Genomic DNA, 20,777 nt, shown 5'->3' on the forward strand with positions numbered 1-20,777 from the left:
CAGGACCGGAAAGCCGGACCATGTCCGCCTATCAGGAACGCCGCTGGACATCTCGCGACGGCCTCACCCTCTTTGCTCGCGACTATCCGGCCGCGGGCGAAGGGGGGCGGCTGCCGGTCATCTGCCTCCACGGGCTGACGCGAAACTCGAAGGATTTCGAGGAGATTGCCCCGGTCATTGCCGGTTGGGGACGTCGGGTCATTGTCGCCGACGTCCGCGGCCGCGGCCAGTCGGGGTGGGATCCCAACCCGAAGAATTACAAGCCGCCCGTCTACGCCCGTGACGTGGTGGAAATGATGGCCGCTCTGGATATCGAACGGGCCATCTTCCTCGGCACGTCGATGGGCGGGCTCATCACCATGACCCTGATGGCGGTCCGGCCCAGGGCGATCGCGGCTGCAGTCCTGAACGATGTGGGTCCCGCCGTTTCCCCGGAGGGCATTGCACGCATCCTCGGCTACGCCGGCAAGAAGACGGCGATCAACGATTGGAACGACGCCGCCAATTATGTGCGGCAGACGCAAGGCGTCGCATTCCCGGACTTCCAGGACGAGGACTGGCATCGCTTCGCCCAACGGACATTCCGCCAGGGACCGGATGGGCCTGAGCTGGACTATGACCCGGCAATTGCGTCTCCTTTGTCGAAGCCGCCTTCGAAGCTTGCGCCGTGGATCGCGGGCTTTCTGTTCCGGCGCCTGGCGCGAAAAAGGCCCACCTTGCTGATCCGGGGCGGGATTTCCGACTTGATCAGTAGCGACATCGCCGATCGGATGCAGCGCCAGGCCCCAGGCATGAAACGCGTCGACGTGCCCAATGTCGGACATGCGCCAATGCTGACCGAACCGGCCGCTGTTGACGCCATCGACAAATTCCTGCGAACGGTACCGTGAACAGCGGCGATCGGCCGACAATCTGAAAGGTGAGGGGATGAGTAAGGAGTCGGGCGCCGTCCCAGCACCCCGGGCCAATGCGGTGCTCGCGCTGCTGCTTTTGGCCTATATCTTCAACTTCCTCGACCGGCAGATCCTGGGAATCCTGGCCGGCCCGATCATAACCGAACTGAAGCTGACTGACGCCGAGTTCGGCGCGATCGGCGGGCTCGCTTTCGCGCTGCTCTATTCGGTTCTAGGAGTGCCATTGGCGATGCTGGCCGACCGGACAAGCCGGAGCAAGGTCATCGCCGGTGCCGTTGCCGTCTGGAGCGCTTTCACGGCGCTATGCGGGACCGCCGCGAATTTCGGCCAGCTATTCCTCTATCGACTTGGCGTCGGCGTCGGCGAGGCCGGTGGCGTCGCCCCGGCCTATGCGCTGATCGCCGACTATTTTCCTCCGCATCGGCGAGCCCGGGCCCTGGCCATATTCTCGCTCGGCATTCCGCTTGGCCTTGCCAGCGGAACCTTGATCGGCGCCTACCTCGCATCTTGGGTAAGCTGGCGTGCAGCCTTCATCGTGATGGGCGTTGCGGGACTCATCCTTGCCCCGATCATGCTGATCTTCGTTCGCGACCTGCCGAGGCCGAAGGTTGCCGTGGCCGATCAAGTTCCGCTGTCGCGTGCATTCCCGATCATCGCCAAGAAGCCGACGTTCTGGCTGATGGCATCGGCGGCATCGTGCAGCTCGCTGGCAGGCTATGGATTGGCCCTCTGGGTTCCCTCGGTTTTGGAGCGCAGCTTCGGATTCGGATTGCTGGAGCGCGGCCACTTCCTGGCCTCGATCTTCCTTATCGGCGGCACCGCAGGCGTATTCCTCGGCGGCTGGCTGGCCGATCGGCTTGGTCAGAGCGATCGCCGCTGGTACGGGCGCCTTCCGGCAATTGCCTGGCTGATCACCGCGCCGACCTTTGCGATCGGGCTGATGTCGCCGGATCCGTGGCTGGCCTGGCCTCTGCTGCTCATTCCCAACGCGCTAAACATCCTTTGGCTGGGACCGGTGACCACGGCGGTCCAGCACCTCGTGCCGCAGCCGATGCGCTCGACCGCCTCGGCGAGTTTCCTGCTGATCAACAACCTTATCGGTCTTGGCGTCGGGCCGACCCTGATCGGTGCCTTGTCGGTGATGTTCAAGGAAAGCTACGGCACCGAAGCGCTTCGTTACGCTGCCGTCAGCGTCGTCGGTTTCTACGTCATCGCAGCTATCCTCATGTTTTTCGCAGTCCGGCGCCTGCGAGAGGACTGGGTGGACGATTCAGCCGCAGCCTGACCCGCTCGCGAATCTGAACGCCAGCTAAACGATCGGGGAACGCGCTCCCTTTTGGGCCGTTTTTTGGGCTTGAAGGAGAGATTCCATGTTGAAATGGATGCTTGCTGCCGGCGCAGCGGCGCTGGCGATCGCCGCTCCGTCGGCCGCCGAGCGCGGCGGCGGACAGGGCGGCCAAAAGGATCATTCCGCCCATGGCCAGAAGGCCGATCGTGGCGGCGGCGGCCAGAAGGCACGCGCCCAGCGTGGCGGCGATCGTCAGGTCAATGCCAATCGCAGTGGCGACCGCCAGCGGTCCCACCAGACGCGCTCGGCTCAGAATGACGACCGGCGCGGACGCGGCGGCGATAAGGTTCGCTCAGGCAATCCCGACAGCGATGGCGGCCGTAACCAGGCGAGGTTCGCAAATCGCCAGGGCGACAACCATCAGGGCAATCAGGGAAATCGCAGGTTCGAGGATCGCCAGGGCGACAATCTCCAGGGCAGCCAGGGCAACCGGCGGTTCGAGAATGGCAATTGGGACCGCTCGAATGTTCGAACGGTCAAGGTCGACCGCGACCTGAATCGCGGTAATGGCAAGGGCCGGTTCGCTGTTGTCGATGGCAATGACATCGTCCGGGTTCGCGACTTTAATCGCGGGGTCGTGCGCGTGCACGACATCGACCGCGACGATGTGTTCGTGCGCAGGCTCGGCTTCGGTGCCGGTGGCTGCCCGCCGGGATTGGCCAAGAAGGCGGTAGCCTGCATGCCTCCGGGTCAGGCTGCAAAGCTGATCGGACAGCCGTTGGTTGTGGCCGATCGATACGGAGCGCTTGCGCCGGTTCCCTTGGCGATGCGCAACTTCTACTATGACGATGACGATTATTATTACCGCTACGGCGGCGGATATATGTATCGCGTCGACCGGGGCGATAACCTTATCGCTTCGATGATACCGCTGTTCGGGGCCGCACTGATCGGCCAGCCGCTGCAGCCGAGCTACGTCAACAGCTATTACCAGCCGTCATACTTCAATTCATTCTACCCGAACTCGCCCTACGATTGTTATCGGAACGGCTACGGCTACGTTTATGAAACGGACTGTATGACCGGCATGGTCGAGAACGTCATCCCGAACTACGGCTACGGCTATGGTGTCGGGCAGATGCTGCCGTCCAGCTACGGCTATTACAATTTGCCCTATACCTATCGCAGCTACTTCAACGATAATGACGATTATTATTACCGATACGCGCCGGGCGCCATTTACCAGGTTGACCGCGAAACGGCGCTGATCTCGTCGGTGGCGGCGTTGCTGACCAACGGGCTTTCCGTCGGACAGCCCCTGCCGGTGGGTTACGGCGCCTATAATGTGCCGATGGCCTATCGGGCGAATTATTACGACACGCCGGACGTCATGTACCGCTACGACAATGGCTATATTTACGCCGTCGACCCAAGCACCCGAATGGTGAACTCGGTCGCCTATGCCATTGTGTAAAAATCCAACTGACAGTGAATGGCCTCGGCGGTGATCGCCGGGGCCGCTGATGAGAATATGGGAGTAAAGCAAATGACCAGAAGCAAGCTTACGCTGGTCCTCGCGATGGGCCTGTGCGCAGCTTCGGCCTGCAGCAAGAATGAAACGTCCGACACCGCAGCCAAGGGCGCAGCGGCGGTCAAGGAGGCCGGCAACACGACGATTGCCGCAGGGCTCAATCAGAAGGGCGAATTCTACACATTGGCCAAGGCCGCGGGGCTCGACGCCACGCTGGCCGGACCTGGGCCCTACACGGTGTTCGTTCCTGAGGACGCTGCTTTTGCCAAGCTTCCGGCCGGAACTGTGGACAGCTGGTCGAAACCCGAAGCGCGGACGGACCTTACGCGGACGCTGACCTACCACATCCTGCCGGGCACGGTGCTTGCCGACGATATCGGCAAGGCCATCGACAGCGCCAACGGCAAGGCTGAACTCGCGACCATGGGCGGCCAGGTCCTGACGGCGACGAAAGAGGACGGAAAGATCGTGATCTCCGATGCCGCCGGCGGAAAGGCGGTAATTACGAAGGCCGACGAAACCCGCGCCAACGGCGTCGTACACGAGACCAACGCCGTGCTGATGCCGTCGACGGCGACTTAAGTATCAATGACAGGTGATGCCCGCTGGCATCACCAATTGGTCGAGCTCGACATGGTGCTGTCCCCGCAGAACCATTTCGCTCATTTCCCCTTTCGTGCGGCTTGTCGCTCGCTATAACGAGGTGACAAGACGCGCGAAGGGGCGAAAATGAAGGCGACGATCGAACGGGCGACCCTCCTCAAGAGCCTGGGCCATGTCCAGTCGGTGGTCGAGCGCCGCAACACCATCCCCATCCTCAGCAACGTGCTCATCGAAGCCAAGGACGACGGCTCGCTGCGGCTGATGGCGACCGATCTCGACCTGCAGGTCGACGAGAGCGTACCGGCGCAGGTCGGACAGGCCGGCGCGATCACCGTTTCGGCCCACACATTCTTCGACATCGTCCGCAAGCTGCCCGAGGGAAGCCAGGTCGAACTGACCGCGGCCGACGGCAAGATGCAGGTCATCGCAGGCCGTTCGCGCTTCAATCTTTCAACACTGCCTCGCGACGATTTCCCGGTCATTGCCGAAGGCGAATTGCCGACCCGGTTTGAGCTTCCGGCCCAGACGCTTCGCCAGATCATCGACAAGACGCGCTTTGCGATCTCCAGCGAAGAGACGCGCTATTATCTGATGGGTATCTTCCTTCACGTCGCGGACGAAAAACTGAAGGCCGCGGCAACCGACGGCCATCGCCTGGCCCGCGTCACCGTCGACAAGCCGGAAGGCGCGGATGGAATGCCGGACGTGATCATTCCCAAGAAGTGCGTCGGCGAGCTCCGCAAATTGCTGGAAGAAGTCGAGGGTACGGTCGAAGTGTCGCTGTCTCCGACCAAGGTTCGCTTCGGCCTGGGCAATGCCGTCCTGACCAGCAAGCTGATCGACGGGACTTTCCCCGACTACAACCGGGTTATTCCGACCGGAAACGACAAGCTTCTGAAGCTTGATCCCAAGAGCTTCATGGAGGGTGTCGACCGCGTCGCGACAATCGCCAGCGAGAAGACGCGAGCAGTGAAGATCCACGTCGACCGCGACAAGGTGACCCTTTCGGTTACCTCGCCCGAAAGCGGCACGGCGACTGAGGAGCTGCCGGCGGATTATGGCGCAGACGGGATCGAGATCGGCTTCAATGCGCGCTACCTCATGGACATATTGCATGAGATCGAGGGCGAGACCGTCGAAGTCCATCTCGCGGACGCAGCGGCCCCGACCCTGCTTCGCGAAAACGACAAAAGCTCGGCGCTTTACGTCCTGATGCCGATGCGCGTCTGATCAAGGGCGAACGGGGGCGATTTCAATGCGTAGTCTGATTGCTTTGGGCGTGGCGTTGATGATCGCCGCGCCGGTTGGGGCAATGGCGTCGTCCGACGCTGTCCCGCCGACAGCGCAAGCATCGCCCGCGGAAGCAATCGCGCTGGCGCAGTTGATGAGCCCGCGCGACCTTCTGATCGACATGGAAGTTCGCGAATTCGACAAGCATTTCGTGCCCAGCCTGGGCGCGGACCCGGAAATGAAGGCGCTGGAGGATCAGTATCCCGGCCTGTTCGAAGCGATGCACAAGGCCAGCCGCGGCCTGGTTGTGGAAGCGACGGGACGGAGCGTCGGCAAGATCCATGTTTCCGTCGCCAAACTGATCCAAAGCAATTTTACGCCGGCGGACATCGTTGAACTTTCGGATTTTTACAGATCACCCGTCGGCCAGAAAACGCTCCGGCAAATGGCCGCGGCCGCCGACGCCGGCCAAGTCTACCAGCGCGCCGTCGCCGAGACCGACTTCAAGCTGACCGAAGACCAGATCGCAGCCCAACTGCACGACAGCGCGCAGAAGACGGCGCAGAGCTTCACGCCGGAAGAACAGACGGCAATGCTGCTATTCATGGCCAAGCCCTCGTTCGGCAAACTGGCCAGGACGCAGCCGCAGATTCAGAAATTGCTCGCCGACGAGTTCAACGCGCCCGATCCCGATTTCGACCGGCAGGTTGAGCAGGCGATAAGCGCCGCAATCGAGCAGCATATTGCATCGTTCGAGAAACCCGGCGGGCAGTGAGCGCGCAATGATCTGCCGATTGTGGCGCGGCTGGACGACACCGGAAAATGCCGATGCATATGAACGCGTGGTTCGTGGCGAAGTGATTCCGGGGATCGAGGCCCGCGATATTCCAGGCTTTCGGCACATCGACCTCATGCGCCGCGACCTGGGCGACGAGGTGGAATTCCAGACCTTGATGTGGTTCGATAGTCTGGATTCGATCATCGCGTTCATGGGCGAGGATCATGCGATCAGCCATGTGCCGCCGCAGGCCCAGGCGGTGCTGAAGCGGTTCGACGATCGCGCTGCCCATTTCGAAGTCATCGACCGGCGCGGGCAGGATGGGTAAGCCGGGCGGCCGATGACCGCCGTTACCCGCCTTTCGCTTACTGATTTTCGCAATTATCGCGACGAGCGGATCGAGGCCGCCGATGGTTTCGTTCTGCTGAGCGGACCGAATGGCGCCGGCAAGACCAATGTGCTGGAGGCCGTGTCGCTGCTGACGCCCGGCCGGGGCCTTCGGCAGGTGCCGATCGCCGAAATGTCGCGGACCGACGGACCCGGCGGCTTCGCGGTCGCCGCTCAACTGGCCGACCTTACGGAGATCGGGACCGGAACGGTTGCAGCCGCACCTGAGCGGCGGCAGGTCCGCATCAATGGCGCGCCTGCCGCAGTCAATTCGCTGGGCGAGCGGCTGGCGGTCCTGTGGCTCACGCCGGCGATGGATCGCCTGTTTACCGAAAGCGCTGGCGGGAGGCGGCGCTTCCTTGATCGCCTGACTCTGGCCTTGGAACCCGGTCACGCCCACCACGCCGCCCGTTACGAAGCGGCAATGCGCTCGCGAAACAAGCTGCTTGGCGATCCTCGGACCGCTGACGGCACATGGCTAACCGCTCTCGAAGTTCAAATGGCCGAGCATGGCATAGCGCTGAGCTCAGCTCGCCACCGAACCGTCGCGGCGCTGAGCGGCGCTATTGCCGGGCTACCAAGCGACGATTTCCCGCGAGCGGCACTAGCGCTGGACGGATGGTTGTCCGGAGATCTGGCTCGCTCCCTTCACGCCAATCGAAATCGCGATGCGGCCGCCGGGCGAACCACCGAAGGCCCGCATCGCCAGGACTTGCAGGTTACCCACCTGGCGAAGTCCCTGCCCGCCGCGCGCGGATCGACCGGCGAGCAAAAGGCGCTGCTGCTGGGTATTGTCCTTGCCCATGCCGAACTGGTGGCGGAAAGGCGCGACTCTGGTCCGATCCTGCTGCTGGATGAAGTTGCTGCCCACCTCGATCCTGCCCGCCGCGAAGCTCTATTCTCCCGCCTCGATGGCCGTGGGCAGGTGTGGATGACCGCGACCGAAGCGGCGCTGTTCACCGGGATTAGCGGCAAAGCATCAGCCTTTCATGTCGAGGCAGGAACGATTTCCGCCGCCTGACTGGACTTTTTCAACTTTCTCTCTATATTGCACTGCAACACGAGGCGCCTTGCAAGCGGCGTGATCGGTCTCTCAGCCACGATGGCACAGAGGTCCCGGCCCGCGTCTCGACCCAGCTTTCATGCTCTCCTTTTCACGCGGGGTGCTCAACCAACCCCGGCGGGTCCGTGCCAATCATGGTGCGGACGTTCGCCTTGCATATTGGAAATTCAATTGACCAAATTCACCGACCTTGGCCTGTCCAAGCCGCTTATCGATGCGCTTGCCGCCAAGAATTATGATGTCCCGACGCCGATCCAGGCGCAGGCCATTCCGATCGTCCTGTCGGGCCGCGACCTGTTGGGCATCGCCCAGACAGGTACCGGCAAGACGGCGGCGTTCATGCTGCCGTCGCTAGACCGGCTGGTTGCAGCGTCGCGCAACCGCCCGGCGCCGGGCCGTGCCCGCATGCTGGTACTAGCCCCGACCCGCGAGCTTGCGGCGCAGATCGCCGACAGCGCTCGTACCTATGCCAAGGGTCAGCACCTCAGCGTCGGCGTGATCTTCGGCGGCGTGCCCGTTCCGCGCTCGATCCGAGAAGTTTCGCGCGGGCTCGACGTGCTGGTTGCAACGCCGGGCCGCCTGCTCGACCTGGTCGATCAACGCGTGCTCGACCTGTCGGCGCTGGAAATCCTCGTCCTCGACGAGGCCGACCAGATGCTCGACCTCGGCTTCATCCATGCGCTGAAGCGCATCGTCCAGCTGATCCCGAAGCAGCGGCAGACCCTGTTCTTTTCGGCCACCATGCCGAAGAGCATCCGCCAGCTGGCCGACGCCTATCTGACCAACCCGGCCGAAGTGGCTGTGACTCCGGTCGCATCCACCGCCGAGCGGGTTTCGCAGACCGTCACCTTCGTCAACCAGGCGGAGAAGCAGGCGCTTCTGACCCTATTTTTCCAGGCGACCCAGATCGACCGGAGCCTGGTGTTCAGCCGCACCAAGCATGGCGCCGACAAGATCGTCCGCTTCCTTTCCGCCAGCGGCATCGACGCCAATGCGATCCACGGTAACAAGAGCCAGGCACAGCGCGAACGCGCCCTTGGCCTGTTCCGTTCGGGCGAGGTTCCGATCCTGGTCGCGACCGATATCGCAGCGCGCGGGATCGACATTCCTGGTGTCAGCCATGTCGTCAATTTCGACCTGCCCGATGTCCCGGAGCAATATGTCCACCGCATCGGCCGCACTGCACGCGCCGGCGCGGAAGGCGAAGCGATCGCCTTCTGTTCGCCCGACGAGCGGATCAACCTTCGCGACATCGAGAAGCTGGTTCGCATGAAGCTGGCGGATCGCCCGCTTCCGGAAGGATTCATGGCCGCCGTCGAGGCGATCAAGCGCCTGAAGCCCGCGCCGCGTCGCGACGATGTGCGCGAGCGCCAGCCGCATAGCGGCCGCCGCTTCAAGCCGACCGCATCGATCAAGGCCGATCGCCGTGAAGACGGCCGCCGCCGCGAAGACCGCAACGAGCGGCAACAGCAGCAGCGTGCCGAAGGCGGACAGCGCCGTGACGAGCGGAATGAACGCCAGGGTCAGCAGCAGCGCCCACAGCGTCACCCGCATCGCACCGACGGGCCTTCCGCCCATCGCGCCGATGGCGGGCAACGCCGCGATGGCCGCAACGAGCGGCAAGGTGAGCAGCAGGGCGCACGCAATCACGGGCAGCAGCGCCACCCGCATCGCGCCGATGGCCATCCCGGACATCGTCAGGGCGGTCGGCCGAAGCGGCCGTTCCATGGCCGTGGTCGTGGGCCCAACAACAACCGGGCCCAGGGCTAGTTTTCTCTCTTAGTCACGCGCGTGCGCACATGCGCATGCGTTACGCGCACGCGCGTGACTTCCGCCGCTGACTCCCTATATGGAATTGCATGGCAACCGATCCCAATCAGAATGAGTATGGCGCCGACAGCATCAAGGTCCTGAAAGGACTGGATGCGGTGCGCAAGCGCCCCGGCATGTACATCGGCGATACCGACGACGGGTCGGGCCTCCACCACATGGTGTTCGAGGTCAGCGACAATGCGATCGACGAGGCGCTGGCGGGCCACTGCGACCGGATTCTCATCACGCTGAATCCCGACGGGTCGGTCAGCGTCGAAGACAATGGGCGCGGCATCCCGACCGGGATCCACGCCGAAGAGGGCGTGTCGGCGGCCGAGGTCATCATGACCCAGCTTCACGCCGGCGGTAAGTTCGAGAATACCAGCGACGAGAACGCCTATAAGGTGTCCGGCGGCCTGCACGGCGTCGGCGTATCGGTAGTCAATGCGCTTAGCGAACATCTCGACCTCACCATCTGGCGCGACGGCGAAGAGCATTTCATGCGCTTCCGCCACGGCGATGCCGAAGCCCCGCTGAAGGTCGTCGGCAAGGCGCCCGAAGGGAAGAAGGGGACGCGCGTCACCTTCTTGCCGAGCCCCGAAACTTTCAAGATCACCGAGTTCGATTTCGAACGGCTGGAGCATCGCTATCGCGAGCTCGCCTTCCTCAACTCCGGTGTGCGCCTGGTCCTGGTCGACGCTCGACACGCCGACCGGGTGGAGCATGAGCTGTTCTACGAGGGCGGAATCGCCGCTTTCGTCAAATATCTCGACCGAGCCAAGACCCCGCTGTTCCCGGATCCGATCGCGATCCATGGGCAGCGCGACGACATCGGCATCGATGTCGCTCTGGAGTGGAACGACAGCTATTACGAAAACGTCCTCTGCTTCACGAACAACATCCCGCAGCGCGACGGCGGCACCCACCTGGCCGCGTTCCGTGCGGCGCTGACCCGCACGCTCAACAATTATTCCGAGAAGTCGGGCATCCTGAAGCGCGAGAAGATCAACCTTACCGGTGAGGATATGCGCGAAGGCCTGACCGCGATCGTTTCGGTCAAGCTGCCAGACCCCAAATTCTCGTCGCAGACCAAGGACAAGCTGGTCAGCAGCGAGGTTCGCCAGCCGCTGGAAAGCCTGATGGCCGACAAGCTGGCCGAATGGCTGGAGGAAAATCCGGCGCATAGCCGTGCGATCGTCCAGAAGATCATCGATGCCGCCGCGGCGCGCGAAGCCGCCCGCAAGGCGCGCGAGGCCAGCCGCAAGTCGGTGATGGGCATCGCCTCGCTTCCGGGTAAGCTGCACGACTGCGCAGAGAAGGATCCGGCGCTTTCGGAGCTATTCCTGGTCGAGGGCGACTCCGCAGGCGGATCGGCCAAGCAAGGCCGCGACAGCAAATATCAGGCGATCCTGCCCTTGCGCGGTAAGATCCTGAACGTTGAGCGCGCCCGCTTCGACCGGATGCTGTCGTCGAAGGAAATCGGAACGATCATCCAGGCGCTTGGCACCGGCATCGGCCGCGAGGAATTCAACGCCGAGAAGCTGCGCTATCACAAGATCGTGATCATGACGGACGCCGACGTCGACGGCGCCCATATCCGCACGCTGCTCCTGACCTTCTTCTACCGGCAGATGCCGGAGCTGATCGAGAAGGGGCACCTCTACATCGCCCAGCCGCCGCTCTATAAAGTCGCGCGCGGCAGATCCGAGGTCTACCTCAAGGATGATGGCGCCCTTGACGATTATCTCGAGGAAGCCGGCCTTGAAGGAATGGTCCTCGATACCGCCGAAGGCCAGCGGTCCGGACGCGACCTCAAGACATTGGTCGACCATGCCCGGCGAATCCGCACGCTGATGCGCTATGCGCCCAAGCGGTACGACCCGGCGATGCTGGAAGCGCTGGCCATCAACGGCGCGCTGGACCCGACGCTCGACCAACCGAAGCGGGCGCAAGCGGTGTCCTGGGTGGCCGAATGGCTCGGCCGCGGGGATCCGGAAGGCCAGTGGAGCGGCGAGCTGTCCGCCGAGGGCGGCTATATGCTGAAGCGCTTGTGGCGCGGCGTGACCGACGCCTTCATCATCGAGCCGTCGTTCATTGCCTCGACCGAAGCGCGCAAGCTGCATGCGCTGGCCGCCGAACAGGCGACCACCTATGCCGTGCCGACGCAGCTCAGGGTCGTGAAGCAGGCGGCGGGCCAGGAAGCTTCGGCCGAAGACGGTGAAGAGGGCGCGGAGGCTTCAGAGGAGCAGGAAGTTAAGGGCAAGACCATCCAGGTCACCCGGCCTTCCGAGCTTCTCGATGCCATCCTCGCCGCTGGCCGAAAGGGCCTGAAGTTCCAGCGTTACAAAGGTCTTGGCGAAATGAATGCCGAGCAATTGTGGGAAACGACGCTGGATCCGTCCAACCGTTCGCTGCTTCGGGTCGAAGCCGACCAGGCCGATGTCGCCGACGAGATCTTCACCCGGCTGATGGGCGACGTGGTCGAACCGCGCCGCGAATTCATCCAGGAGAATGCGCTGTCGGTCGCCAACCTGGACGTTTGAGGAACCGGCACATGCGGCGCGGGTTGGCAGGACGATGACCACCGTCCCGACCATCACCGTCGCCAGCTATAATATGCGCAAGGCGATCGGGACCGACCGGCGACGGCGGCCCGACCGGGTTCTGCATGTACTTCAGGAAATCGACGCCGACGTCGTCGCGCTACAGGAAGCCGACAAAAGGATCGGCGGGCGCGGCGCAGCGGTTCCACATGAGCTGATCGACGACCATGGCCTGTACAAGCCGGTGCCATTCCGGGTTCGCCACCGGCGGACGCTGGAAGGACTGCCGGGCGGCAAGCACGCCGAGCGGCTGCTCAAGATCAACACGCGCAATTTGGGCTGGCATGGCAATGCGCTGCTGGTGAAGCGCCATGTCGAGATCATGGACGTCGCGGCACTGGAACTGCCGACCCTAGAGCCGCGTGGAGCTGTCATGGCCGAGCTGCTCATCGGTGACCGGCCAGTGAGGGTCGTGGGCATGCACCTCGACCTTTCCGGCCTATGGCGTCGGCGGCAGATGCGGGCGATCCTCGAGGCCATTCAGGTGCGGCCGCAAAAAATGCCGACCATCCTGATGGGCGACACCAATGAATGGCGCGATGCGGGGGCATGCCTCAAGGAGTTGAACGGCAGCTATCGCGTGGCGCCCTGCGGCCCGAGCTTCCATTCTCGCCGGCCGATCGCGGCACTCGACCGTATCATCGTCGACCAGAGCCTCGCGATCGAAGCCGCCGGAGTTCATGCCAGCGTGGAAGCGCGCCGGGCCAGCGACCATCTGCCGATCTGGGCAAGAGTAGCGCTGTAGGAAGCTGTCATTGCGAGGAGCCGCAGGCGACGTGGCAATCCAGGATGGATTGCTTCGCTTTGCTCGCAATGACGGAACAACTAGCCCGCCACCATCTTTCGCTGCCGGCGGCGCTGGATCGACGAGCCAATCCCCATTGCCTCGCGGTATTTGACGACAGTCCGGCGGGCGACATCCATGCCGCGATCCTTGAGCATTCCGGCGATCGCATCGTCGCTGAGAATGTCTGATTCGCTGTCGATCAGCGCCTTGATAGCCGCCTTGACTGCCTCCGCCGCGGCGCCCTCCCCTCCTTCCGAAGCGACGCCGGAGCCGAAGAAATATTTGAGTTCGAGCATGCCCCGGTCGCAGGCCAGATATTTGTTGGAAGTAACCCGGCTGACGGTCGATTCATGCATTTCGATCGCCTCGGCTACCTTGGCGAGGGTGAGTGGCTTGAGCGCCGAAACACCCTGTTCGAAGAAGCCCTGCTGCTGCTTCACGATTTCGGTTGCGACCTTGACGATCGTCCTCGCGCGCTGGTCGAGGGCCTTCACCAGCCAATTGGCCTCGGCCATGCATTCGGTGAGCCATGCCTTCGACTTCTTGTCCTGTGGGCCGGCCTTCAATTCGGCATAGTAGCGGCGGTTGACGAGTACCTTGGGCAGCGCAGCGGTATTAAGCTCGACCAGCCAGCCGCCCCTGGATTTACGCACGAACACGTCGGGCGTGATGGCTTCGGGTTCCTTGGTGACGAAACGGCATCCAGGCTTGGGGTCATAGGCCCGAAGTTCCCGCACCATGTCGGCAAGGTCTTCCTCGTCGACTCCGCAGATCCGGCGGAGGTCCGCCATCCGCCCCTTGGCAAGAAGGTCGAGGTTGGCAATCAGCCGGGCCATTGCAGGATCATAGCGGTCAGCGGCTTTGGCCTGCAGCGCGATGCATTCCTCGAGGCTTCGGGCGGCGACGCCGGGAGGATCTAGCGACTGGACAAGTTCAAGTGCTTGTTCCGCTTCCTCCAGCCTCGCTTCGCATTCTTCCGCGATGAGGCGGAGTTGCGTTTCGAGATAACCGGTTTCCTCCAGCTCATGGACGATGGCCTCGGCGATCCGTCCGATGGTTCCGCCTGTGCCCTGCAATTGCGCGAGGAGATGCTCCGCCAATCCGGTCTCGCCGCCTTCAAGCCGATCGAAGTCGAACGCGTCTTCCGATCCCAAACCGCTGCCGACGTCCACGAAGCTGTCGACCTCCAGCGCCGCTTCACGCCAGTCCATGTCGACCGGGCTGTCGTCCGCGCCGCCAAGCTTGGCGATCAGCTCGTCGGATCCGGTCGGATCGGTGGCTTCGTCGCCGAATTCTGAATCCTGGCGAACGATGACCGCCTCGCCTGCTGCCCCTTCACCTGGCCGCGCCTCGAGCAGCGGATTCTTCGCCAGTTCCTCGGCGATAACGGCTTCGATTTCGAGATTGGACAGCGCGAGCAGCTTGATCGCCTGCTGCAGCTGCTGGGTCATCACCAGCTGCTGCGAAACGCGAAGGTCGATACGCGGGCCGAGCCCCATGGCCGTTACATCTCCGCGCTAGAGCGCAAAACTTTCGCCCAGATAGAGCCGCCGGACATTCTCGTCGGCGACCAACGCCTGGGGGGTGCCTTCGAACAGCACCTGGCCGTCATAGATGATGCAGGCCCGGTCGACGATGTCGAGCGTCTCGCGGACATTATGGTCGGTGATGAGAACGCCGATGTCGCGCTTCTTCAATTCGCAGACGAGGTCGCGGATGTCGGCGATGGAGATGGGGTCGATGCCGGCGAACGGTTCGTCGAGCAGCATGATCGACGGCTCGGCCGCCAGCGACCGGGCGATCTCGCAGCGGCGGCGCTCGCCTCCGGACAAGGCCATCGCCGGGGAATCGCGCAAATGGGTGAGGCCGAATTCCTGAAGCAGTTTTTCGAGGCGCGCGGCACGGGCAACATCATCAGGCTCGGCGACCTCAAGGACCGACCTGATATTCTGTTCGACTGTAAGGCCGCGGAAGATGGAGGTTTCCTGCGGCAGATAGCCAAGGCCAAGGATTGCCCGGCGATACATTGGCAGATGGGTGATATCCCGGCCGTCCAGGTAGATCCGCCCCGCGTCGGGCCGGACCAGACCCATCACCGAATAGAAGCTGGTGGTCTTGCCCGCGCCATTGGGACCGAGCAGGCCGACGACTTCGCCCCGCTCGACATGCAGCGACACGTCGTGGAGGACGGCGCGCTTGTCATAGCTTTTGGCGATCGAGCGCACTTCGAGGCCCCGCACCGGAGCGCCGAGGCTGCCCAGCTGGCTATCGATCAGTGCGGCCTCGTTCATGATTAGCTGCCGCCACGGCGCGGCACCGTGAAACGCCCGGTGACACGGCCTCCGCCGTCCTGGTTCACGCCGCGCAAACCGCCGTCCATGACCGCACGGCCGCTGTCGAGGTCGATCGTCAGCCGCCCGCCGCTCAGATAGGAACCGCCCCGTTCCAGCCGGACATTGCCGACCATGGTGATCAGTCCGTCCTCCAGGTCGTAGACCGCGAAATCCCCTTTGGCCGTCTCGCTTGGGGAGGTCACGGTCACCCCGCCGCTGGCGTCGATGCGGTTGATGTCTATCCCGTTCTGGTTCGCATAGGCGAGCGTCAACCGCGCGGTACGCAGCGTAAGACTTCCCTGGCGAACGATCACATTGCCGGCGAAGATCGCCCGGTCGACCCGGTCCTGCGCCTCGGCCCGATCAGCCGAAAGGTCGATCGGCGCCTTGCTGTCGTGGCCCTTGAGCGCCGAGATGTTGTTCTGCGCCGAAGCCAGCCCCGCCCCAAGGGACATGGCGGCAAGGGCAGCGAGCGCGATCATCGGCCTCATTCTCATAAGCCTCATCTGACCGCCCCCTGTTCAATTTTCAAGCGCACGCCGCCGTCCAGGCTCACGGTTCTTTCGTCGAGATCGGCCTTGAGACTGCCCGCCTGGAACTGGCCGAGGGGCATATGGCCGCTGACCGGACCGCTCGATTGCATCATCCTGCTATCGAAATTGACCGTCACGTCGCGCGTCGCGAGCCGATAGCCGTCGGGTGCGACGACTTGGATCGGGCCATTCACGCGAACGATTTCCTGTTCAAGATCATATTGTCCACGAAGCGCGGCGATGCTGAGCGGACCGCGCGCCATGTTCAGCCGTGCGCGCATGCCCTGGATCGTGACGATCGGCACGTTGCTTGATTGCTGGACCGCGCTGTCCGCGACGATCAGGAACTTCTGCCCCTTATTATCCTCACCGGAATATTGCGCCTTCTCGACCCGCATCCGCTCGCGAGCCTGCTCCACCTCATTCTTGTCGAGGATGAAGCTGACGTCGCCGCGCTGCTCGAACGGAGAGATGGCCAGCATGATCACCAGGCCTACGATCAGCGCGGGCAGGCCATATTTGACCACGCGCACGACCGCATCGTGCCGGCTGCCCGGTTCGGCCCAATGACGCTTGACCGCCTGCTTCCGGTCGGCAGCTTCAGACATGATCAGCCGTCATGTGCAAAAATATCCACGTCGGCCCAACCGGCGAGGTCGAGCAGGGCCCGCGCGGGAATGAAGTCGAAACAGGCTTCGGCAAGCTCCACCCGATTCTCGCGAGCCAAGCGAACGTCGAGCTGTTCCTTCAACCGGTGCAGGTAGCGAACGTCGCTGGCGGCATATTCGCGCTGCGCATCGTTGATTTCCGCGGCTCCCCAGTCGCTGGTCTGCTGCTGTTTCGAAAGGTCCGTGCCCAACAATTCCTTGACCAGGTCCTTCAGGCCGTGCCGGTCGGTATAGGTGCGGATGAGGCGCGATGCCGTGCGGGTGCAATAGAGCGGCGCGGCGATGATTCCGAGATAGGCGCGCATGATCGCCACGTCGAACCGGGCGAAGTGATAGAGCTTCAGCCGGTCGGCGTCGGCCAGCAGCGCCTTTAGGTTGGGCGCGTTATAATCGCTCTCGGGTCCGAAGCGCACCAGATGCTCGTCGCCCGATCCGTCGCTGAGCTGAACGAGACAAAGCCGGTCGCGGCCAGGTATCAGACCCATGGCTTCGGTATCGACCGCAATCGCCGCGTCCGCCGCAAAAAGGTCAATCGAAGGAATATCTTCTTCGTGGAAATGGATCGCCATGATGGTCCCAATATTATAGGCCGGGACAGCCTGAACAGGCAGTGACGGCCGCTGCTTATCATTCCCTCTAGTCTCAGCAGGGGGGCGCTTGCCAGCCCTTAACCATGGAGTCTCTAGGAGAGCCGCCATTTTTCCTGTAGAGACGGCTCCGTGCGCGCAGATCGATTCTGTGCGTTCGGCCGGTTGCGCCTATGGCCCAGCGCGTTGGTTTTAAAGATTACGGGGCACAAGAGAGTTTGGAATTCCATGGGTTTCGATCGAGGGCGTAAGGGTGACCGCGGTGGTCGCGGCCGTGACAAGCGCGACAGTTTCGGTGGAGATGAAAGCAGCAGCTTCGGCGGTGGCTTCGGTGATCGCGGTGGCTTCGGCGACCGTGGCGGCTTCGGCGATCGTGGCGGCTTCGGTGGCGGCGGCGGCGGTGGATACCGTGGCGGCGGCGGCGGCGGCTTCGGCGGCGGCGGCGGCGGCGGTGGTTTCCGCGGCGGCGGCGGTGGCGGCGGCTTTCGTGGTGGCGGCGGTGGCGGTGGCGGAATGCCCCCCCAGGTCGTCGGCGAAGGCAAGGGCGTCGTAAAGTTCTTCAACCCGCAAAAGGGTTTCGGCTTCATTGTTCGTGACGATGGCGGCGAGGATGTGTTCGTTCACATCTCGGCAGTCGAGCAGGCCGGCCTGACCGACCTCGCCGACGGACAGCCGCTGGACTTCACGCTCGTCGATCGCGGCGGACGCATTTCGGCGACCGACCTCAAGATCGAAGGCGAACCGATGGAAGTCGTCCGCTCCTCCGCGCCGCGCGAAGGCGGCCGTGAAGGCGGCGGTTTCGGCGGCGGGCCGCAGCGCCAGCTGACCGGCGAGAAGGCCCAGGGCACCGTCAAGTTCTTCAATGCAATGAAGGGCTTCGGCTTCATCAGCCGCGACGATGGCCAGCCGGACGCATTCGTCCATATTTCGGCGGTCGAGCGCGCCGGCCTGCCCACGATCAACGAGGGCGACCGGTTCGAATTCGACATCGAGGTCGATCGGCGCGGCAAGTACGCGGCCGTGAACCTTCAGCCGCTGAGCTAATTCCGCTTACAAGAGCGGGGACGAAAGGCCCGTCCGGAGCGATCCGGGCGGGCCTTTTCGTTGGTCAGGTTGCCATGGCCAGTAGCGTTTCGATCCTGTCGGCTTCATGCGGCGGCTTGTCGGTCCGGATACGACTGACCCGCGGAAAGCGCATCGCGAGCCCGGACTTGTGGCGGTTCGACTTGTGGATCGAGTCAAAGGCCACCTCGAGCACCAGGCTGCGGTCCAGTTCGCGGACCGGGCCGAAGCGATTGACCGTATGTTGGCGGACATAACGGTCGAGCCATTTCAGTTCCTCGTCGGTGAAGCCGAAATAGGCCTTGCCCACCGGCAGCAGCTCGCCGCCCTCTGACCAGCATCCAAACGTATAGTCGCTGTAGTAGCTGGACCGCTTCCCCGAGCCGCGCTGAGCGTACATCAGGACGCAGTCGGCGGTCAGCGGATCGCGCTTCCATTTGTACCAAAGACCCGACCGGCGCCCCGCCACATATGGAGAATCGCGCCGCTTCAGCATGATCCCCTCGACCCCCTCGTCGCGCGCGGCGATGCGCAGTTCTTCCAGCTGCTCGAAACGGTCGGCAGCGATTAGCTCCGACAGGTCGAACCGGTGGGGGTCCAGGCGGGGCATAAACGCTTCCAGCCGCTCCCTGCGGTCTGACCATGGGAGAGACCGCACGTCTTCCGGGCCGTCGAACAAAATGTCGTAGAGGCGCACGAACGCCGGAAACTGGTCCCGCATCTTCGCGCTGACGCTTTTGCGGCCGAGCCTCTGCTGGAGTGCGTTGAAGCTGGCTGCGGCTCCGCCTTGAGCCTCGCCGCGAACCAGCAGTTCCCCGTCGAGCACGGCGGTTGCCGCAAAGGCCGACGCAATGTCGGGAAAGCTGCCCGAAATGTCGTCGCCGGTCCGGCTATAGAGCCGGGTTTCGCCGCCGGCATGGACCAGCTGGATGCGGATCCCGTCCCATTTCCATTCCGCCGCATAGTCGTCGAGCGAAACGCGTGTTTCCTCCAGCGGGTGGGCCAGCATGAAGGGGCGAAACAGCGGTACGTCCTTGGCTGTCGGTTGAGGGCCGCGGCCTTCGCCCCAGGCGAACAGCTCATGATAAGGCGGTTTCAGGCCGTGCCAGACCTCTTCGACGGCATCGACGTCTAGCCCGAAGGCATCGGCCAGCGCCTGCTTGGCGAGCCGGGCGGAAATGCCGACGCGCAAGGCCCCCGTCGCCAGCTTCAAGAGCGCGAATCGGCCCGATGCATCGAGATGATCGAGCATTTCGCCAAGCACTCGAGGTGCGTCCGAGCGACTGACCAGCCGCAACTGCTCAATGACGTTAGAAAGGCGCAAGGTGCCGTCGTCGATCTCGCAAGTTTCGCCGTCCCCGCTCGACCAAAGTAGCGACACGGTCTCGGCCATGTCACCGACATAGTCTCGGCTCATGTACAGCAGGACGGGATCGACCCGTTCCTCCGCCATGGCACGAACCTGCGCCGGTTTGACCGCCGGGATATCGAGCGTGCCGGTCAAAGCAGCGAGTGCGATGCCGCGATCGGGATCGGGCGTTTGCCTAAGATAATCGCCGATCAGCTTCAGCTTCGAATTCCGCGATCTCGTATAGACCAGGTCATCCAGGAGCTGGGAAAAGGCGCGCATGGTCCCGCGATAATGCGCGAAACCGGGCGAAAGTGCCTAGTGCAGGCGGACGGCGAGGGCGGCGAGGATCGATTCGCGGTCGTGAGCGGCGTCCTCGCTCATCAACGCCTCTTCCATATGTTCGAGGCAGGCGCGGGTCGCGGCGACATGGCCAGGCATCAAGGCGTGGTGAGCGCCATAGTCCGCCAGGCCTTCCAGCGCCGACATTCCATGCTCTGCGGCCATGGTTCGGATGGCCTCCATCTTGGCGCAGATGTCGATCGGCTTCAGCCGAGCGACACGGTCTTCGATCTCGGCAATGCGCGCGCCGATACGAGAGCGGACGATATTGAGCGAATCGCCAATGATGTTCTGGCCAGCCATGACTGATTCTCCGTTCACCCGGAAAAGCTCGCCGAAAATGGTTAACGGGGCGTCAAAGGGCGGCGCGGACCCCTTTTGCTTGACAGAATCGGCCATGGTCGCCATGGAGCCGCGGTTCGGGCGGCGCCTGTTGGCCCGCCTTCATTTTTTTAGCGCAACAGGATTTTCGCGATGGCCAAGCCGGCAACCGTCAAGATTAAGCTCGTCAGCACGGCTGACACGGGCTTTTTCTATGTGACCAAGAAGAACCCGCGCAACCAGACCGAGAAGATGTCGTTCCGCAAGTACGACCCGGTCGCGCGCAAGCATGTCGAGTTCAAGGAAGCCAAGATCAAGTAACCGCCAACGCGGTCTTGCCAGGCTTTACTATTGGGGCGGTTCCGCTGGTCGGGGCCGCCCCAATGCTTTTGGGGCAAGGGAGGCCGCGCCCTTAACGTCGCAAAGCCTTTAACGTCGCAAAAGTCTCAAGGTGCGGCGCCAATTCGTGCGACCTTAGTGACCTTATGCCCGCTGATGTCCTGGTTGATTCTCGGCTGCGAGGAATGTCGCCCCTCTGCTGCGCTTCGGGCGCTCCCGATTTCGCCATGCCCTAGATTGATTAGGTA

General features: G+C 63.2%; 20 protein-coding genes. 13 read left to right on the forward strand and 7 right to left on the reverse strand.

Features of this window, described 5'->3' with window-relative positions; all coding sequences use genetic code 11:
- Positions 1 to 20: 20 nt before the first annotated feature.
- The 11 genes from LZ496_RS08185 to LZ496_RS08235 all read left to right on the forward strand — a co-directional run bounded on the left by LZ496_RS08185 (position 21) and on the right by LZ496_RS08235 (position 12,954).
- Positions 21 to 890, forward strand: coding sequence for an alpha/beta fold hydrolase (locus LZ496_RS08185; protein WP_249904147.1), 870 nt, complete (start codon positions 21 to 23; stop codon positions 888 to 890).
- Between the two features lie 37 nt (positions 891 to 927).
- Complete coding sequence (locus LZ496_RS08190) at positions 928 to 2,199, forward strand: spinster family MFS transporter (RefSeq protein ID WP_249904148.1); 1,272 nt, start codon at positions 928 to 930, stop codon at positions 2,197 to 2,199.
- Positions 2,200 to 2,284: 85 nt separating this feature from the next.
- Positions 2,285 to 3,676 carry a hypothetical protein gene (locus LZ496_RS08195; RefSeq protein WP_249904149.1) on the forward strand — a complete coding sequence of 464 codons (1,392 nt, stop codon included), beginning with the start codon at positions 2,285 to 2,287 and terminating at the stop codon, positions 3,674 to 3,676.
- A gap of 72 nt (positions 3,677 to 3,748) precedes the next feature.
- Entirely contained in the window at positions 3,749 to 4,315 is a 567-nt protein-coding gene (locus tag LZ496_RS08200) for a fasciclin domain-containing protein (RefSeq protein ID WP_249904150.1), read from the forward strand.
- A gap of 147 nt (positions 4,316 to 4,462) precedes the next feature.
- Positions 4,463 to 5,566: a DNA polymerase III subunit beta gene (dnaN, locus tag LZ496_RS08205; RefSeq protein ID WP_249904151.1), complete on the forward strand. Its 1,104-nt coding sequence runs from the start codon at positions 4,463 to 4,465 to the stop codon at positions 5,564 to 5,566.
- Between the two features lie 25 nt (positions 5,567 to 5,591).
- A complete protein-coding gene (locus tag LZ496_RS08210) occupies positions 5,592 to 6,341 on the forward strand; it encodes a DUF2059 domain-containing protein (protein WP_249904152.1) in 750 nt (249 codons plus the stop codon).
- Between the two features lie 7 nt (positions 6,342 to 6,348).
- Entirely contained in the window at positions 6,349 to 6,672 is a 324-nt protein-coding gene (locus LZ496_RS08215; RefSeq protein ID WP_249904153.1) for an antibiotic biosynthesis monooxygenase family protein, read from the forward strand.
- A 12-nt stretch (positions 6,673 to 6,684) separates the two neighbouring features.
- Positions 6,685 to 7,752, forward strand: coding sequence for a DNA replication/repair protein RecF (gene recF / locus LZ496_RS08220; protein WP_249904154.1), 1,068 nt, complete (start codon positions 6,685 to 6,687; stop codon positions 7,750 to 7,752).
- A 213-nt stretch (positions 7,753 to 7,965) separates the two neighbouring features.
- Positions 7,966 to 9,564 (forward strand): DEAD/DEAH box helicase, encoded by a 1,599-nt coding sequence (locus LZ496_RS08225; protein WP_249904155.1) that lies wholly within the window; start codon positions 7,966 to 7,968, stop codon positions 9,562 to 9,564.
- An 89-nt stretch (positions 9,565 to 9,653) separates the two neighbouring features.
- Complete coding sequence (gene gyrB / locus LZ496_RS08230) at positions 9,654 to 12,149, forward strand: DNA topoisomerase (ATP-hydrolyzing) subunit B (protein WP_249904156.1); 2,496 nt, start codon at positions 9,654 to 9,656, stop codon at positions 12,147 to 12,149.
- A 34-nt stretch (positions 12,150 to 12,183) separates the two neighbouring features.
- Positions 12,184 to 12,954 carry an endonuclease/exonuclease/phosphatase family protein gene (locus tag LZ496_RS08235; protein WP_249904157.1) on the forward strand — a complete coding sequence of 257 codons (771 nt, stop codon included), beginning with the start codon at positions 12,184 to 12,186 and terminating at the stop codon, positions 12,952 to 12,954.
- Positions 12,955 to 13,034: 80 nt separating this feature from the next.
- Here LZ496_RS08235 and rpoN read toward each other — a convergent pair whose 3' ends face one another.
- The 5 genes from rpoN to LZ496_RS08260 are packed head-to-tail and all read right to left on the reverse strand — an operon-like array spanning position 13,035 to position 17,099.
- Positions 13,035 to 14,495 carry an RNA polymerase factor sigma-54 gene (gene rpoN, locus LZ496_RS08240; RefSeq protein ID WP_249904158.1) on the reverse strand — a complete coding sequence of 487 codons (1,461 nt, stop codon included), beginning with the start codon at positions 14,493 to 14,495 and terminating at the stop codon, positions 13,035 to 13,037.
- Positions 14,496 to 14,513: 18 nt separating this feature from the next.
- The gene (lptB, locus tag LZ496_RS08245) at positions 14,514 to 15,287 is read right to left on the reverse strand and encodes an LPS export ABC transporter ATP-binding protein (protein WP_249904159.1); all 774 of its coding nucleotides are present in this window, start codon (positions 15,285 to 15,287) and stop codon (positions 14,514 to 14,516) included.
- A gap of 2 nt (positions 15,288 to 15,289) precedes the next feature.
- Positions 15,290 to 15,820: an LptA/OstA family protein gene (locus tag LZ496_RS08250; protein WP_249904160.1), complete on the reverse strand. Its 531-nt coding sequence runs from the start codon at positions 15,818 to 15,820 to the stop codon at positions 15,290 to 15,292.
- Between the two features lie 11 nt (positions 15,821 to 15,831).
- Positions 15,832 to 16,470 (reverse strand): LPS export ABC transporter periplasmic protein LptC, encoded by a 639-nt coding sequence (gene lptC / locus LZ496_RS08255; RefSeq protein ID WP_249904161.1) that lies wholly within the window; start codon positions 16,468 to 16,470, stop codon positions 15,832 to 15,834.
- A 2-nt stretch (positions 16,471 to 16,472) separates the two neighbouring features.
- Entirely contained in the window at positions 16,473 to 17,099 is a 627-nt protein-coding gene (locus LZ496_RS08260; protein WP_249904162.1) for a ribonuclease D, read from the reverse strand.
- Between the two features lie 246 nt (positions 17,100 to 17,345).
- Between LZ496_RS08260 and LZ496_RS13935 the strand changes: the two genes are divergently transcribed.
- Positions 17,346 to 18,161 (forward strand): cold-shock protein, encoded by an 816-nt coding sequence (locus LZ496_RS13935; RefSeq protein WP_283937985.1) that lies wholly within the window; start codon positions 17,346 to 17,348, stop codon positions 18,159 to 18,161.
- Positions 18,162 to 18,225: 64 nt separating this feature from the next.
- On the opposite strand, the gene LZ496_RS08280 is transcribed toward LZ496_RS13935, so the two are convergent.
- Positions 18,226 to 19,809, reverse strand: a complete 1,584-nt coding sequence (locus LZ496_RS08280) for a cisplatin damage response ATP-dependent DNA ligase (RefSeq protein WP_249904164.1) — start codon at positions 19,807 to 19,809, stop codon at positions 18,226 to 18,228.
- 36 nt (positions 19,810 to 19,845) lie between these two features.
- A complete protein-coding gene (locus LZ496_RS08285; RefSeq protein ID WP_249904165.1) occupies positions 19,846 to 20,172 on the reverse strand; it encodes a hypothetical protein in 327 nt (108 codons plus the stop codon).
- A 171-nt stretch (positions 20,173 to 20,343) separates the two neighbouring features.
- On the opposite strand from LZ496_RS08285, the gene rpmG reads away from it, so the two are divergent.
- Positions 20,344 to 20,511: a 50S ribosomal protein L33 gene (rpmG, locus tag LZ496_RS08290; protein WP_037498456.1), complete on the forward strand. Its 168-nt coding sequence runs from the start codon at positions 20,344 to 20,346 to the stop codon at positions 20,509 to 20,511.
- Positions 20,512 to 20,777: the final 266 nt, after the last annotated feature.

Source organism: Sphingomonas caseinilytica, assembly GCF_023516455.1.
GTDB lineage: Bacteria > Pseudomonadota > Alphaproteobacteria > Sphingomonadales > Sphingomonadaceae > Sphingomicrobium > Sphingomicrobium caseinilyticum.